The following is a 16476-nucleotide window of genomic DNA, read 5'->3' as shown; positions in this document are numbered from 1 at the left end:
AAGACCTCACACTCTCGATTCGTTACTCGCGTCGACCAATTCTTCCAGCGCCTCGTGTAGCAATGCCGTCATCACATCCACGTCGGGCATGGCACCTCGATCGGCATTGAGCCCGAAGAACACGAAACCGTCGTACGACGTCAAGCCGATGCTCATCGCCTGGTTCTCGAACAAGGGCGAGACCGGATACATCTCGAGCATGCGTGCGCCGCCGACGTAGAGGGGAAACTGTGGTCCTGGAGCATTGGTGACGATCAAATTGAACACCCGCTGAGACAGTCGACTGCCTGCCCGCGCGCCCATGGCGTGCAGACTCGCAGGCGCGAATCCGGTGATACGCATCAATGTCTGTGCAGTGACGCCGCGACTCTGATTGGCGTGCGCCTCGGTGGCGTGTGCGATGTGCGAGAGCCGGACCACCGCGTTCGACTCACCCACGGGCAGGTCCACGAGGAAAGAGGAGATCTCGCTACGCTCCTCCTCGGTCGGCTCGGTGGGTCTGTCGCCCACATCGCCGAAACCGACCCGATCGGCCGAGACGTACACCGACATCGGCACCATGGCCCGCACAGTCGACGAGGCGGTCACGGGTTCGCCGCGCGACAGCAACCAGTTTCGCAACGCGCCGGTGACGACCGCGAGCACCACATCGTTGATCGAGCAACCGAAGCGATTGTGAATCTTGCGATAGTCCGACAGCTCGGTCTTGGCTACCGCGAATCTGCGGTTGCGCGAAATCGGAGCGTTGAGAGGACTCGACGGAGCGCTCTGGGTTGCGGTGCGCAGCAAGGCCGCAACCTTCCCGGCAGCACGCACCGCGTCACCCGCGACACCGGCCATACCGTTCACTGCGCCGCGCAGCGCCTCGAGACTCTCCCCCGGCCGCACGACCAGCTCGGTCAGCGCGTCGATGACGAGCGCCGAGTCCTTGGGCTCGCGAGCGGGCATCCACAGCTCCTCCGCAACCGGCGGTGGATTCTTGCTCGCATCGAGGATGACCTGACCGATATCGAGTGCGTGTTCGCCGTCGACGAGCGCCGAATGAGACTTGGTGAAGATCGCAAAACGGTTCTTCGACAATCCCTCGACGAGGTACATCTCCCACAGCGGCCGAGTGCGGTCGAGGGGTCGCGAGGTCAACCGTGCGATCAGATCGTGCAACTGATCATCCGAACCAGGTTTCGGAAGCGCCGAGCGTCGGATGTGGTACGTGATGTCGAAATCCGTGTCGTCGACCCATACCGGCCTGGCCAGACCGAATGCGACTTCACGGACCTTCTGCCGATACCGGGGAACCAGCGCCAATCGCTGTTCGACCAACGACAGCAGACGGTCGTAACTGAACCCGCTGCGCGGGGTCCGAAAGATCGCGAGCGAGCCGAGGTGCATGGGACTGCTGCTGGCCTCGAGAAAGTAGAACGACGCATCCTGCGCTGTCAGTCTGGTCGCCATCGCGTGTTCCAGTCTCCGTCCTTGCGTGGAGTTCGCACCCGTTCGAGTAGGTCGAGCGCGCGGTGTGGCTCGAACCTAGAGTACGGGGCGGACGAACGCCGGTCGCGGGGTCGGTCGAGTACTCGTGTCGCGGGAGCAGACCTGCTTCGTCGGGGAACCGAACGCCGCCGGGGACCGTCAATGTCGGTGTGAGCGTCATGGAAACGAACGAACCGCCGGACACCCCCAGCATTCCCGGGACGAGTCATCGGCTACCTGCCGAGCCGCACTGCTTCCTTTCGCGTGCCGCTCCCTTCGAGCCGCCGCTGTCGTCGGCAGCAGTCCACACGTGGGATCCGGCGGCCACCGCCGAGCCGAAGCCGGTAGTACACCGAACATCGGTGCGCAGCAACCGCTCTCGACGACGCGCCGACCCGGCAGGTCGGCCGGTCGTGCCCGCCGACGCGAAGTCGTCGGCGGACCGCGCGATGCGCATGCTGATCGAAGTGATCGACCGCCGCCGAAGCGCAGATCAACTCTCGGGGCTGTTCAGCACCCCGATGATCGACCTGGTGCGCACCATCGTTCGCAATCCGCCGCCGGGGCGACGGCTCGGGTTCGCAGCGGTACACCGGGTGCACGTCGTGTACCAGTCGGATGTCTCCGCGGAAGTATTCGGCTCGTACACCCGTGGCCCGCGAATGTTCGCCTTCGCCGGCCGGATAGAGCTGGCCGTCGATCCACGCCGTCCCGGGTGGACGGTCACGTCGTTGCGAGTGGGTTGAGAGATCGCCTCGAGGTGAGGCGAGACGAAATCCCCTACTTCTTGCGCTTCGAGCGAGCCGTCTTCTTCGGGGCCTTGCTCTGCGCCCTCGCCGCTTCGCGACGCTCGCGGCGCGTTCCATCGGCGGTGAAATCGCTGCCGCCGGCCGACGCACCCGATCGGCGGACATCGGTGCCGCCACCCTCGGCCGGACCGGAGAAGGTCAATCTCTGCTCTTCCTGCTCGTCGAGACCCTTTGCTCGCAGAGCCGAGGGCACTGCAGGAGCGGCAGGGGCCGGAGCACTGGATGCCGGAGCAGCGGGTACCGGTGCCGTCGGGGCCGGTGCTACGGCGGGCGTCGGTGCCGGGCGGCCGGAGCCCACCGGAGAGGCCAGCCCCGGAGCCACGGCGAGACCTGCCGAGGTCGCAGGGCCTGCAGGTGCAGGCGTCGCCTCGACCTGCAGGTTGAACAGGAAGCCGACCGACTCCTCTTTCAGCCCGTCGAGCATGCCCTGGAACATGTCGTAACCCTCGCGCTGGTACTCGACCAGCGGATCGCGCTGCGCCATGGCACGCAGGCCGATGCCTTCTTTGAGGTAATCCATCTCGTAGAGGTGCTCACGCCACTTGCGGTCGAGCACGGACAGCAGCACCCGCCGCTCGAGTTCGCGCATTCCGTTCTCGCCTGCGATGCCGTCGATCTCGGCTTCCCGGTTCGCGTAAGCCGCCCGCGCATCGTCGAGCAGTGCCTCACGTAGTTCGTCACGGCTGAGGTCACCCTTCTCGCCGTCCTCGTTCTCCTCGGCCAGGACCTTGTGGTCGACCCCCACCGGGTACAGGGTCTTGAGCGCGGTCCAGAGCTGCTCGAGGTCCCAGTCCTCCACGTAGCCATCCGCGGTCGCACCATCGACGTAGGCGGTGATCACATCGGTGATCATGCCCTCGACCTGACCCTCCATGTCGGCACCCTCGAGGATGCGTCGTCGCTCCTCGTAGATGACGGTGCGCTGCTGGTTCATCACCTCGTCGTACTTGAGGACGTTCTTGCGGATCTCGAAGTTCTGTTGCTCGACCTGAGTCTGAGCACTCTTGATGGCCTTGGACACCATCTTGGCTTCGATCGGCACATCGTCGGGCAGGTTGAGCCGAGTCATGATCGACTCCAGTGCGCCGCCGTTGAATCGGCGCATCAACTCGTCGCCGAGCGAAAGGTAGAAACGAGATTCACCCGGATCACCCTGGCGACCGGAGCGTCCTCGAAGCTGGTTGTCGATACGGCGTGAGTCGTGGCGCTCGGTTCCGAGAACGTACAGGCCACCCGCCTCGCGAACGGTATCCGCGTCCGCCTTGACCTGCGCCTTGACCTCCTCCAGAGCAGGCTCCCACGCAGCCTCGTACTCTTCGGGTGTCTCCACCGGGTCCAAGCCCTGCTTACGCAGCTTCAGGTCCGCGAGGATGTCCGGGTTGCCGCCGAGCACGACGTCGGTGCCGCGACCGGCCATGTTGGTGGCAACCGTCACCGCGCCCTGCCGACCGGCCTCGGCGATGATGGTCGCTTCCTGCTCGTGGAACTTCGCGTTCAGCACGTTGTGGGCCACGCCCCGCTTGGTGAACTGCTTCGACAGGTACTCCGAGCGCTCGACGCTCGTGGTACCGATCAGCACCGGCTGACCCTTCTCGTGCCGCTCGACCACGTCGTCGACGACGGCGTCGAACTTGGCCTCTTCGGTCTTGTAGATCAGGTCACCGTTGTCCACGCGAACCATCGGGCGGTTCGTCGGAATCGGAATGACGCCCAATCCGTAGATCTGATGGAGCTCGGCGGCCTCCGTCTCGGCCGTACCGGTCATGCCCGAGAGCTTGTCGTAGAGGCGGAAGTAGTTCTGCAGTGTGATTGTGGCCAGAGTCTGGTTCTCGGCCTTGATCTCCACCTTCTCCTTGGCCTCGATCGCCTGGTGCATACCTTCGTTGTAGCGGCGTCCCACCAGGATGCGGCCGGTGAACTCGTCGACGATGATGACCTCGCCGTCGCGGACGATGTAGTCCTTGTCCTTGGTGTAGAGCTCTTTGGCCTTGATCGCGTTGTTCAGGTAGTTCACCAGGGGCGAGTTGGCCGCCTCGTACAGGTTGTCGATACCGAGCTGGTCCTCGACCAGTTCGACGCCTGCCTCGTGCACACCGATGGTGCGCTTGCGGATGTCGACCTCGTAGTGGGTGTCCACCTTCAACATCGGCGCGATTCGGGCGAACTCGCCGTACCACTTGCTCGACGCGTCGGCCGGGCCCGAGATGATCAGCGGCGTTCGCGCTTCGTCGATGAGGATCGAGTCGACCTCGTCCACCACGGCGAAGTTGTGCCCACGCTGCACGAGGTCGTCGAGCGAGTGCGTCATGTTGTCGCGCAGGTAGTCGAACCCGAACTCGTTGTTGGTGCCGTAGGTGATGTCGGCGGCGTACGCGGCGCGGCGTTCCACCGGCGTCATACCGGAGAGGATCACGTCGACCGACAGACCGAGGAAGCGATGGACGCGGCCCATCCACTCGGAGTCACGCTTGGCCAGGTAGTCGTTGACCGTCACCACGTGCACACCGTCACCCGAGATGGCATTGAGGTAAGCAGGGAGAACACAGGTCAGTGTCTTGCCCTCACCGGTCTTCATCTCGGCGATGTTGCCGAAGTGCAGCGCGGCACCGCCCATGACCTGCACATCGAAGTGCTTCTGCGAGAGAACACGCCACGACGCCTCACGCGCAACGGAGAAGGCCTCGGGTAGCAGCTGGTCCAGGCTTTCCCCTTCGGAGTACCTCTTCCTGAACTCCGCGGTCTTGCCGCGCAGCTCGTCATCGGAAAGGCTCTCGACGTCGGGAGACAGGGTCGAGACGTGGTCAGCGATGTTCTTGAGCCGCTTGACCATGCGACCTTCACCAACACGGAGCAGCTTGGAAAACGACAGCGACGGCACGGGCTTTCTCGTCCTCGATCCTCGGTTCACGGGTACTGACACGAACAACTGCAACACGAGCAACGCTGCGTTGCGAACAACACTGCATCACTGTACGAGCTCACGGGTCCATCACCATGGCATCTGCGCGGCGGGTGACCCGAACGGGTCCATGGTAGGCGGTGGCGCTGCGGGCGCGGCAAACCGAGTGTCGGTCGTCGGACATCCCGGGCCGGCCATCCGGACAACACCGACACGGCCGCGACACAGCACTGCAGGCTCGACGTGGGGATCATGTCCTCCGGCATCGAGCCTGCAGCGGTGACGAGATTTCACGGACGGCGAACGAACTCGGCCGCCGCGATCGGGCGGGTCAGGTGAGTCTGATCAAGCCGTAATCGAAGGCGTGCCGTCGATAGACCACCGACGGTCGGTCGGTAGCGCTGTCGTGGAACAGGAAGAAATCGTGGCCGACGAGTTCCATTTCGTACAGTGCATCGTCGACGCTCATGGGGGCGGCCGAGTGAATCTTGGTGCGCACGATGTGCCCGGGGCCGCTCTGATCGTCCTCGAAGGAGTCGAGCTTCGTCTCGGGGTCGAGTGCCAGCGTGTCGTCCTCGGCGAGTTCGGCAGTGGCCTCGGCCACGGAGACGGGCCGTTTCTCTCCGTAGTGAACCTTCCTACGGTCTTTGGTTCGCCGGAGTCTGCTCTCGAGTTTCGACGTCACCGCTTCGAGTGCGGCATAGAAACTGTCGGCGCACGCTTCCGCACGAACAACCGGGCCCTTGCCCTTCGCGGTGATCTCCACGCGTTGACATGCTTTGGCCTGACGGCGATTTCGTTCGTGCTGCAATTCGACATCGAACAAGTAGATGGAGGGGTCGAAACGCTCGAGGCGAGCCAGTTTTTCGGAGACGTATATCCGGAAATGATCCGGTATCTCGACGTTGCGGCCTTTGACCACAACGTCCGCGTTGCTCTTGGCGGATTCTTCCGAAGGCTTCTCGTCGAAGAAAACCGAGGCTTGTGAAGGGGTCGTCACGCGTACCTCCCGATATCGGCCACGCCCACTGTTGGACGTGGCAAGTGTGCATGCCGAATGGGGAACCTTCCGGCATCAGAATCCGGGGCATCACCTCGCATCTTGTCCAGTGGGTGCGTGTCCGCGACGTTAGTCGGTCATCGACTCGTGTGCCACCGTTCACCGCGAATTGGTTGTCGGCGTGTCCTTCTCGGGAGTGATCAAGCACTCGCCACGACGAGTGCGCCGGCGATGGGTACGCCGAAATCACCTAGTACTCTTGCCGATTCGGCCAGAGTGGCACCGGTGGTCACGACGTCGTCCATCAGTAGGACAGTGAAAGCCACTGCCTGCGACGAACCTCCACGAAACCGTGAACGACGGACTCCGACGGCCTCGATCCGACCCGCCACATTGTGCTGACGTTGTCCGGCCGACAACCCGACCGAATCTCGGGCTCCACCGGACATTCGTAGCAGCTCGGGCACGAGAACTCGCTCCGGTGCCAGTTCTTCGGCGACGATCCGAGCGCATCGCAGGACAGGGTCACCTCCGCGCGCCCGGGCAGCACGGGCCCGAGACGGTGCGCAGACCAGAATCAGTGAGCCGAGCTCCGGGGGATCGATTTCTCCCGCCTCGCGCAGATGTCCGACGGCCGCTGCCAACGCACGTGCCAGTGGCCGTGCCACCGACCGACGCCCCCGTTCCTTGACCGCGATGACGGCGCTTCTACGCGGCCCGGTGTACGTGCCGAGAGCCCAACACGGCACACCTGGATCGACACGCGGACGAACGGGGATGGGTGGGACGGACAACGCTTCACGACACACTCGACACCAGTCCTCACCCGGCATTCCGCAACCCGCGCACTCGAGCGGGAGGACCAGATCGAGGAGTGTGCGCATGAGTGACGAGTCTGCCCGCACCCACCGACACCCGACTCGCGACATCAGCCGGGCAGGATCGGCACTGCTTTCACGCCGGCCAGGCCGGTCACCTCACGCCAGTAACGGTCGCCGACCGGATCGGCGTTGTTGAGCGCAAAAACCGCACGCGCGTCGGCCACGTACTCCGTTTCCGGCGACGCATCGACCGCCAGCACAGGTGTGGTCAGGTTGCGCGACGGTAGGGCGTCCATCCTGGATCCGTCGACGGTCACCTGCACGACCGGTGTGTCCGTGGCGACTCTCGCGATCACGATGGTGTCTCCGGTGGACCAGTCCAAACTGGTGGCGTCACTGCCGAGTCCGATGGCCACCGCGCGGGGTGAGGTCAACGAGTACACGCCCGTGGGATCACGCACCACGGTCGCCACGTACACGACGCCGTCGACGATGACCGCGGCTCGTACACCGTCGCGGGCCAGTCGCAGTTCGGTGATTCGGGTCCCCAAGGCCGCTACGGCGGTGGCGTCGACGGGGATCACCGAGACCTGACCGGTGGAGGGATCACGAGCGGCTCGGATGACATTGGTGCCGTCGATCACCGCCCAGGCCGCATTGTCGTCGGATCCCCACGTGGGTCGCGTGATCGACTGCCCTTCGGCCACCGGAAACGCGCCACCGTCGTAGCTGCCCACCATGAGAGTGCTCGACGGGGCCGGTGCGGGTCGCCCGGTGTCGGCGACTCCTGCCACGAGGGTGCCGTCGTTGGACAACGCCACCGAGCGCAGATTGCGGGCCTGTCCGAAGTACCCGGGGGCGGGCGTGGTCTCGGCCTCGTCCACTCTCAGCAACCCGCCGGACGCCAGTGCGTGCAGACCGATGCTGGAGTCGGTGCCGCCGAGTGGATCGAAGGAGTCGACGCCCGCGGTCGTCCACCCGTCGGGCTTGGTCGTATCTATCGGTTGACCGTCGGCGAGGAGCACATACGGGCCGGCCACCTCGGCCGACGCCAAAGTCCAGATCACTTGAGCAGCAAGGAGTTCGCGATCGCGGTCACTCTTGTTCTGAAGGCCGCCGAAGTCGATCTTGATACCGCCGAGCCCCACCCCCACCTGAGAGGTCTGACCGTCGGCCTTGGTGATGGGCCCGCGAATGCTCACGTCGTCGGACAGTTCGTTGCTCACTGCCGCCGACAGAGCCGACTTGGGACCGTCGATGAGCAGCTGTACGAGTTGATTGGCCAGCTGGTCCTGCGATCCGCTCGTCCAGCGCACATCGGGCACCAGCACACCGCCGAGAGGATCGACGAAGTAGAGCGAGCGCTGCTGATAGGTGTTCAGAAATGCGGACCGGTCGATGACGACACCGGGCGGAAGCTTGGAGATGCGCCATTGACCGTCCACCCGCATCATCTCGATCGCAACGTCGAAGGTGTCCGAACCTGCCTGATACTCCCCGCCCGAGGCGAGCATCCCGGCCGTCGTCGAACGAATCGTGAACTGTGCGGCATCGGCGGTACGTGGGCCGGACAGGGTGTCGATCCGGTCCGCGACGACGGTTCGCGCCCCGTCGTCCCAGGTGCTCGACGCCTCCTCGGTGAGAAATTGCCGCGCTGCCTGATGCCTGTTGGCGGACACGGCGCTGGCCTCGAAGAAGTCGTCCAGCAAGCGATCCGGTTCGCGTCCGGGCTCGGGGGCCGGGGCACTCGTCGGCACGGCACCGTCGGTGAGGGTTCCGATGGCCTGGGGGCTGGAGGACTCGGGCAGGCTGGCGCATCCCCCGACGAGCGTGATCGCAAGTGCGCAGATTGCCAATACCAGACTGACGCGACGAGCCGACCGAATCACGTCACCGACTCCGGTGACGACGTCTTCTGCGCGGACGACTTCTGGGCGGTGATCGCCGGAATCGGCTGCCCCTGCGCGTACTTCTTGGTGCTGGGCTTGAGGGGCAAAGGAGATCCGATCACCTTGTGCCCGCGCACGAGCGGCAGTGTGAGTCGAAAACATGCGCCTTCTCCCACTGCACCCCACGCCTCGAGCTTACCGTCGTGCAAGCGGGCGTCCTCGACGCTGATCGCCAGCCCCAATCCGGTGCCGCCGGAGCGACGGACACGCGAGGGATCCGAACGCCAGAACCGGTTGAACACCAGCTTCTCCTCCCCGGGGCGCAGACCGATTCCCTGGTCGCGCACCACGAATGCTGCCGCGTCGGCATCCGACCGCAGACGCAGCAGCACCGGCTTGCCTTCGCCGTGATCGAGGGCGTTGGCCAACAGGTTCCGCAGAATCCGCTCCACTCGCCTGGGGTCCACCTCGGCGACGACCGCGGTCTCGGGCATGTCGACGATCACTTCGGTGCCGGTTTCGCGCGCCAGGTGACGAACGGTGGACACCGCTGCACGCGCACACATCCGAAGATCGAGCTGTTCGGCAGCCAGTTCGGCCACACCCGCGTCGTGTCGACTGATCTCGAGCAGGTCACCGAGCAAGGTCTCGAAGCGATCCAGCTCGTTCACCAGCAGCTCCGACGATCTCTTGAGTGCCGGTTCGAGGTCGTCACTGGCGTCGTGGATGAGATCGGCCGCCATCCGCACCGTAGTGAGCGGGGTCCGCAGTTCGTGGCTGACGTCGGAGGTGAACCGGCGCTGCAGGTTACCGAATTCCTCGAGCTGGGTGATCTGTTTGGACAGGCTCTCGGCCATCTCGTTGAAGGACATCGCGAGCCTGGCCATGTCGTCCTCACCGCGAACCGGCATGCGCTCCTTGAGCCTGCCGTCGGCGAACCGCACTGCGATGCGCGAGGCGGATCGAATGGGCAACACCACCTGCCGTGCGACGAGCATCGCGATCGCCGCGAGCAGAACCAGGAGCACCACTGCTCCGATGAACAATGTGCCGCGTACCAACGACAGCGTCCGGTCCTCACTGGCGAGCGGGAAGATCAGGTAGAGCTGTAGCGCCGAGATATCGGATCCGGTGGGCGATCCCATGATGAGCGCCGATCCGGAATACCCGCCGTCACTGTCGGTCACGGTGGCGTACTGCGAGCTGATGAGGCCCTTCTTGACGAAGTCGCGCAAGCTGTTCGGTATCTGATCCACCGGCCCGACCGACGCCTCGGCCCGCGTGGCGTCACCCTCGACGATCAACACCGGATCGAACGATCCCGCCGACCCGGTGGTCGACGCCGCATCCAGGTCCTGATTCGTCAGTGCTGCCCGGGCTCGTTCGAGGCGCGTCGCGAGCCCACTCGAATCGTCGGCACCCGCGAGGTTGCCCTCGACGGTGGTTCGGGATCTGTCGAGTTCTTCGGTGGCCGCAGACAACTTGGCCTCGAGTAACCGATCGGTGATCTGAGAGGTCAACACCACCCCGAGGATGAGGATGACCACCAGCGACAACGTCAACGTCGACACGACGACGCGAAGCTGCAAGGACCGTCGCCAGGCATGACCGAGCGAGGTACTCAGCGAACGAAACCACCGCAGCAGAGGAGAGAACTTGCCGTTGATTCGTCGCCGAGAGTGGGAGAAACCGATCACGGCGGTCCGGCCTTGTACCCGACCCCCCTCACGGTCAACACCACCTCGGGGTTTTCCGGATCCTTCTCGACCTTTGCGCGTAGCCGCTGCACGTGCACGTTGACCAGTCGAGTGTCGGCCGCGTGGCGGTAGCCCCACACTTGTTCGAGCAGCACTTCTCGGGTGAACACCTGACGTGGCTTGCGGGCCAGTGCCACCAGCAGATCGAATTCGAGTGGTGTCAGCGACACCAGTTCATCGCCGCGGCTCACCTTGTGCGCGGGCACGTCGATCACGATGTCTGCGATGGACAGCAATTCGGCAGGTTCGTCTTCGGTCCTGCGCAGGCGCGCCCGAACCCGTGCGACCAATTCCTTCGGCTTGAACGGCTTCATGATGTAGTCGTCTGCACCGGATTCGAGGCCGAGCACAACATCGACGGTGTCGGTCTTGGCCGTCAGCATCACGATCGGGACACCGGAATCGGCCCGTAGTACGCGGCATACGTCGATGCCGTTCATCCCGGGAAGCATCAGGTCCAGTAGCACCAGATCCGGCCGGTTCTCGCGCACGGCCGCCAACGCTTGGGTGCCGTCGCCGACCACGAAGGGCTCGAATCCTTCACCACGCAGCACGATGGTGAGCATCTCCGCCAGAGCCGAATCGTCGTCCACAACCAGAATCCGAGGCTTCATGGCTCTATCGTGTCACTCTCGGCTCGCCTGATGGCTGATTGGACAACTCGGCGGCGAGTCGATCGGGATCGACGTCGGCGGTCACCACCTCCCACGGCGACACCCAGTTCGCCGCCGCGAGAGCGGCGTACACGTCCGAGGTTCGGCTCTGCAGCGAGCCGTCCCGTTCGTATGCATCCCGGGTTCTGGTGACGTCCGCACTCTCCCGTGCCGCGGCCCGCTCGGCGGCGAGCGCCACGGGTACGTCGAGCAGAATCTGAATGTCCGGAATCGGAACTGCGAAGCGTTCGAATTCGAGCGCCCTGATCCATTCGACGGCCCCGCCGTCTGCGGTCTGTTCCAACCGAGCAGCCGTGTACGCGGCGTTGGACGCCACGTACCGATCGAGAAGAACTACGTCGTTGTGCAAGAGCAGCTTTCGGACCTCGTCGACCGCATCCCGGCGATCGAGCGCGAACAGCAGAGCCATCGCGTGCACACTGGCAGCGGTGTCGCCGTGCTCACCGTGCAGCGCCTCCGCCGCAAGATCGGCGTGTACCGACCGGCCGTACCTGGGAAATCCGATCCGCGCGACGTCGAGGCCGTCGCGTTCCCATGACGAAACGAGCCGACGGGCGAGCGTGTTCTTGCCCGCACCGTCGACTCCTTCGATGACGAAAAGCCGCCCCACCGCAGGTCAGTAGCGGTAGTGCTCGGGCTTGTACGGGCCCTCGACGTCGACGCCGATGTACTCGGCCTGCTCCTTGGTGAGCTTGGTGATCGAGCCGCCGAGTGCTTCGACGTGAATACGCGCGACCTTCTCGTCCAAGTGCTTGGGCAGGCGGTAGACCTCGTTGTCGTACTCGTCCGGCTTGGTCCACAGTTCGATCTGAGCAATGACCTGGTTGGAGAAGCTGTTGCTCATGACGAACGACGGATGACCCGTGGCGTTGCCGAGGTTCAGCAACCGGCCCTCGGACAGCACGATGATGGAGTGCCCGTCCTTGAACTGGTACTCGTCGACCTGCGGCTTGATGTTGATGCGCGTGACATCGGGGGCCTTCTCCAGCCCGGCCATGTCGATCTCGTTGTCGAAGTGGCCGATGTTGCCCAGGATTGCCTGGTGCTTCATCTTGCGCATGTGCTCGAACGTGATGATCGACAGGTTGCCCGTCGAGGTGATCACGATGTCGGCCTGCTCGATGAATTCTTCGACCGTGCGCACGTCGAAGCCGTCCATGAGAGCCTGCAACGCGTTGATCGGGTCGGCCTCGGTGACGGTCACCCGTGCACCCTGGCCCTTGAGTGCTTCGGCGCAACCCTTGCCCACGTCGCCGTAGCCACAGACCAGAACGGCCTTGCCGCCGATGAGGACGTCGGTTCCCCGGTTGATGCCATCGATCAACGAGTGCCGGGTGCCGTACTTGTTGTCGAACTTGCTCTTGGTCACCGAGTCGTTGACGTTGATGGCCGGGAACGTGAGTTCTCCCGCAGCCGCGAACTGGTAGAGCCGGAGCACACCGGTCGTGGTCTCCTCGGTGACGCCCTGAACGGACGCGGCCACCTCGGTCCACTTGGTCGTCGACGCTTCGAGCGAACGACGGAGCAGGCCGAGGAACACCTTGTACTCGTCCGAATCGTGATCGTCGTCGGTCGGCGGAACCACGCCCGCCTTCTCGAACTGCGCGCCGCGCAACACCAGCATCGTGGCGTCGCCGCCGTCGTCGAGGATCATGTTGGCCGGCTGGTCAGGCCAGGTGAGCATTTGCTCGGCAGCCCACCAGTACTCTTCGAGGCTTTCACCCTTCCAAGCGAACACCGGTACACCCTTCGGATCCTCGACGGTCCCGTACGGTCCGACCACCACAGCCGCAGCCGCGTGATCCTGGGTGGAAAAGATGTTGCACGACGCCCAACGGACCTCGGCCCCGAGTGCCACCAGGGTCTCGATGAGAACGGCGGTCTGCACCGTCATGTGCAGCGATCCCGAAACCCGCGCTCCCTTGAGCGGCTGCACGTCCGCGTATTCGCGACGCAGCGCGATCAGACCGGGCATCTCGTGCTCGGCCAGCCTGATCTCCTTGCGGCCGAATTCTGCCAGCGACAGGTCTGCGACCTTGAAGTCGATTCCACCGCGGTGTTCCACGGTGAGTGCCGATCCTGACGTAACTGAGGTCGTCATCTTGCCTCTCCTGTTGACTGAGTGTCTGTCCACCAGGCTATCGGGTCCGCGCGGCGGAAGTACCGACTGCCCGGGGGGACGAGCCCGCACCGACCGTGTGCACTATCCGTTTCGTCCGGCTCGCGCCAGAATTCGGGCACGCTTGCGGGGAAGAATGTTGGCACGGGAGACATCGCCTTGGTAGTGCGCGAGTACCCGCGGGTCCATCACTCGACGCCATAGCGGCGGAATTGCGGCGAGTATCACCATCGACGCGTATCCGGCCGGAAGCTGCGGAGCTTCGTCGCACGAGAGCAGGGTCTGGTAGCGCTTACCTGGATTGGCGTGGTGATCACTGTGTCGTTGCAAGTGATACAGAAATATGTTGGTGCAGATTCTGTCGCTGTTCCAGCTGTGTCGGGGCGAGCATCGAACGTATTTGCCTCGGTCGTTCGTTTCGCGGAGCAAGGCGTAGTGCTCCACGTAGTTCACCATCTCGAGCAACACGAATCCGACGACGGCCTGCAGCAGGAGATAGGGCGCAATGGCGGGGCCGAACACGACCAGCAACGTCCCGAACAGCACTGCGCTCAGCAACCAGGTGTGCAGCAGCGCGTTGGTCGGGCTCGCGACGGAGCGACCCTTGCGCCGTAGACGCTGCGCTTCGAGTTTCCACGCGGAGACGAGCCCCAACACCGTGCTGCGGGGCACGAAGGTCCACACGCTCTCGCCGAGTCGCGCGCTTGCGGGATCGTCCGGGGTCGCGACCCGAACGTGATGGCCGCGGTTGTGTTCCACGAAGAAGTGCCCGTAGAGCGTTTGAGACAGGGCGATCTTGGCCAGCCACCGCTCGTGCCGTTCGATCCGATGACCCAGCTCGTGAGCAGCATTGATCCCCGTTCCAGCGACCAGACCCACCGTCACAGCGAGTCCGATCTTGTCCACCACCGTCAGGTTTCCGTACGCCCACATCCAACATGCGACGATCAGCCCGACGAACTGAATGGGTAGGAAAAGGTAAGTACACCAGCGGTAGTAGCGATCGTTTTGAAGCTTCTCGCTCGCCGACTCGTCCGGGTTGTGCCCGTCCTCGCCGGCGATCACGTCGATCACCGGAATGATCACGAAGAACACCAGGACGCCGCTCCACCAGAAGATGCCCATGCCCGTCCAGTAGACCAACTGTGACGGCAGCAGCGCCGATGCCGGTGCCAAGAGCCCCAGCATCCACAAATAGCGTTTGCTGTCTTGCCAGCGAACCGACCGTCCGCCGACCTTCGAATCCCGCCCCCCGAAAGCGACACCCGAATCCCTCGTGGAAGTGATTCGGCCGTTCGCATTCACTGTGTCAACACCCTCTCATCGAACTGTAGAAGTCCTCCAAGTCTGTTTTCGAGGGTATAACATTCTCGAGGTCCGATGTGACGCCGACCGATTTCGGCCCGTGCATCGTAGGACGAGCACCGAATACGGCACCCGGTCACTTCCCCTTGTTGCCCTTGTCTGCTTCCCGCAGACCCATCACCGAATGACGCCTGCTGTACAGAACGTAGATCACGACACCCGCGGCCATCCAGACCAGGAAGCGCAGCCAGGTCTCGACCGACAGGTTCAGCATCAACCACAGGCACGCGAGGACAGCGAGGATCGGTACCAGCGGAACCCACGGCACCCGAAAGCCGCGTTCGAGGTCCGGTCGAGTCTTGCGCAGGACCAGAACACCCGCCGACACGAGCACGAACGCGAACAGGGTTCCGATGTTCACCATCTCCTCGAGCGTGCCCAGCGGAACGAAGGCCGCGAGCAGTCCGACGATGACGCCCACCAGAATCGTCGTCCGAACCGGCGTGCCCTTCTTTCCGGTGTGGGCCAATCCGCGCGGCACCAATCCGTCCCGCGACATCGCGAAGAGCACTCGTGTCTGGCCCAGCATCAACACCATCACCACTGTGGTGAGACCGGCAAGCGCGCCGAACGAGATGATGTTCTTGGCCCAGGTCAGACCGTTCAGCTCGAACGCCGTGGCCAGCGTCGAACTGTCACCGGCCAAATCGGTGTACTTCACCATTCCGGTCAGCACCAGGGTGACTGCAACGTAGAGCACGGTCACGATCGCGAGGGAACCCAGGATGCCGCGCGGTAGTGCCTTCTGCGGTTCCTTGGTCTCCTCCGCCGTCGTCGCGACCACGTCGAAGCCGATGAACGCGAAGAACACGAGCGACGCCGCGGCCAGAAGTCCGTACCAGCCGAAGGTGCTGCCGCCCGCACCGGTGACGAACGAGAACAAGGACTGATGGAGGCCCTCGCCGGTGGTGCCGGGCTGCGACGGAGGAATGTACGGGTCGTAATTGGAGACCTTGATGTAGAAGGCACCGAGGACGACGACGAACAGAACGACGATCACCTTGATCGCAGTGATCACGAGCGAGACCCGCGACGACAACTTGGTGCCCGATGCGATCAGCACCGTCAGCACCACCACGATGAGCAGTGCGCCCCAGTCGAAGTTCAGCGAACCGATCTGGAGTACCGGTGCGGCCGTCCCGAGCAGATCTCCCAGGTACAACGACCACGCCTTGGCCACGACGGCAGCCGCGAGGCCGAACTCGAGGATCAGATCCCAGCCGATGATCCACGCGATGAACTCACCGAACGCGGCATACGAGAACGTGTACGCGCTGCCGGCAACGGGAACTGTCGAGGCGAACTCCGCGTAACACAGCGCCGCCAGCCCGCACGCGATCGCGGCGAGCACGAACGCCACCGAGACCGCCGGTCCCGCTACGTTTCCGGCGGTGCGCGCGGTCAGGGTGAAGATGCCCGCACCGACAGCAACGGCGACGCCGAACACTGTGAGGTCCCAGGAACCGAGTTCTTTCCGGAGTTTGGTGTCCGGCTCGTCGGTGTCCTCGATCGACTGCTCGATCGATTTGGTCCGGAACCACCCCGTCGTGCGCGGAGTCTTGGCCGGCCGGTCTGCTCTGCTCATCGGGCCTCCATAATGCGTATTCGCCTCTGCCCACGGATCACACCCGTCGCAGAGTTCACTGTGACATCAGACTATTGCCTTCGGGCAC

At 64.0% G+C, this 16476-nt stretch carries 12 protein-coding genes; 1 reads left to right on the top strand and 11 read right to left on the bottom strand.

Annotation, left to right across the window (positions count from 1 at the left end; genetic code table 11):
• Positions 1-6: 6 nt before the first annotated feature.
• Complete coding sequence (locus ASG84_RS12900) at positions 7-1452, bottom strand: WS/DGAT/MGAT family O-acyltransferase (RefSeq protein WP_057477470.1); 1446 nt, start codon at positions 1450-1452, stop codon at positions 7-9.
• Positions 1453-1649: 197 nt separating this feature from the next.
• Here ASG84_RS12900 and ASG84_RS12895 point away from each other — a divergent pair, with 197 nt between their 5' ends.
• Positions 1650-2216, top strand: a complete 567-nt coding sequence (locus tag ASG84_RS12895; RefSeq protein ID WP_156399507.1) for an Rv3235 family protein — start codon at positions 1650-1652, stop codon at positions 2214-2216.
• Between the two features lie 34 nt (positions 2217-2250).
• Here the strand turns inward: ASG84_RS12895 and secA are convergent, their stop codons facing one another.
• The 10 genes from secA to ASG84_RS12845 all read right to left on the bottom strand — a co-directional run bounded on the left by secA (position 2251) and on the right by ASG84_RS12845 (position 16388).
• Positions 2251-5157 carry a preprotein translocase subunit SecA gene (secA, locus tag ASG84_RS12890; protein WP_057477468.1) on the bottom strand — a complete coding sequence of 969 codons (2907 nt, stop codon included), beginning with the start codon at positions 5155-5157 and terminating at the stop codon, positions 2251-2253.
• Positions 5158-5509: 352 nt separating this feature from the next.
• A complete protein-coding gene (gene hpf / locus ASG84_RS12885; protein ID WP_057477467.1) occupies positions 5510-6178 on the bottom strand; it encodes a ribosome hibernation-promoting factor, HPF/YfiA family in 669 nt (222 codons plus the stop codon).
• A gap of 200 nt (positions 6179-6378) precedes the next feature.
• Positions 6379-7062 (bottom strand): ComF family protein, encoded by a 684-nt coding sequence (locus ASG84_RS12880; RefSeq protein ID WP_200936570.1) that lies wholly within the window; start codon positions 7060-7062, stop codon positions 6379-6381.
• 44 nt (positions 7063-7106) lie between these two features.
• Positions 7107-8888, bottom strand: a complete 1782-nt coding sequence (gene lpqB / locus ASG84_RS12875) for an MtrAB system accessory lipoprotein LpqB (RefSeq protein WP_057477465.1) — start codon at positions 8886-8888, stop codon at positions 7107-7109.
• Positions 8885-10585, bottom strand: coding sequence for an MtrAB system histidine kinase MtrB (gene mtrB, locus ASG84_RS12870; RefSeq protein WP_057477464.1), 1701 nt, complete (start codon positions 10583-10585; stop codon positions 8885-8887). The genes lpqB and mtrB overlap by 4 nt, the downstream gene beginning before the upstream one ends.
• Positions 10582-11259: an MtrAB system response regulator MtrA gene (gene mtrA, locus ASG84_RS12865; protein WP_027496508.1), complete on the bottom strand. Its 678-nt coding sequence runs from the start codon at positions 11257-11259 to the stop codon at positions 10582-10584. Before mtrA ends, mtrB begins: the two co-directional genes overlap by 4 nt.
• A 4-nt stretch (positions 11260-11263) precedes the next feature.
• Entirely contained in the window at positions 11264-11929 is a 666-nt protein-coding gene (locus ASG84_RS12860) for a dTMP kinase (RefSeq protein WP_057477463.1), read from the bottom strand.
• Positions 11930-11935: 6 nt separating this feature from the next.
• Entirely contained in the window at positions 11936-13420 is a 1485-nt protein-coding gene (ahcY, locus tag ASG84_RS12855) for an adenosylhomocysteinase (RefSeq protein ID WP_057477462.1), read from the bottom strand.
• Positions 13421-13522: 102 nt separating this feature from the next.
• Positions 13523-14626 (bottom strand): alkane 1-monooxygenase, encoded by a 1104-nt coding sequence (locus tag ASG84_RS12850; protein ID WP_235581649.1) that lies wholly within the window; start codon positions 14624-14626, stop codon positions 13523-13525.
• 253 nt (positions 14627-14879) lie between these two features.
• Complete coding sequence (locus ASG84_RS12845; protein ID WP_057477461.1) at positions 14880-16388, bottom strand: amino acid permease; 1509 nt, start codon at positions 16386-16388, stop codon at positions 14880-14882.
• Between the last annotated feature and the right edge of the window lie 88 nt (positions 16389-16476).

The organism is Rhodococcus sp. Leaf278, assembly GCF_001426085.1.
GTDB lineage: Bacteria > Actinomycetota > Actinomycetes > Mycobacteriales > Mycobacteriaceae > Rhodococcoides.
This window is presented reverse-complemented; position numbering and strand designations above follow the sequence as displayed.

Bases quoted from the DNA above. Each gene is read 5' to 3' on its own strand.
- ASG84_RS12845 (WP_057477461.1), bottom strand. From the start codon at position 16,388: ATGAGCAGAGCAGACCGGCCGGCCAAGACTCCGCGCACGACGGGGTGG.
- ASG84_RS12900 (WP_057477470.1), bottom strand. From the start codon at position 1,452: ATGGCGACCAGACTGACAGCGCAGGATGCGTCGTTCTACTTTCTCGAG.
- ASG84_RS12850 (WP_235581649.1), bottom strand. From the start codon at position 14,626: ATGCTGGGGCTCTTGGCACCGGCATCGGCGCTGCTGCCGTCACAGTTG.
- mtrA (WP_027496508.1), bottom strand. From the start codon at position 11,259: ATGAAGCCTCGGATTCTGGTTGTGGACGACGATTCGGCTCTGGCGGAG.
- ahcY (WP_057477462.1), bottom strand. From the start codon at position 13,420: ATGACGACCTCAGTTACGTCAGGATCGGCACTCACCGTGGAACACCGC.
- ASG84_RS12895 (WP_156399507.1), top strand. From the start codon at position 1,650: ATGGAAACGAACGAACCGCCGGACACCCCCAGCATTCCCGGGACGAGT.
- ASG84_RS12880 (WP_200936570.1), bottom strand. From the start codon at position 7,062: ATGCGCACACTCCTCGATCTGGTCCTCCCGCTCGAGTGCGCGGGTTGC.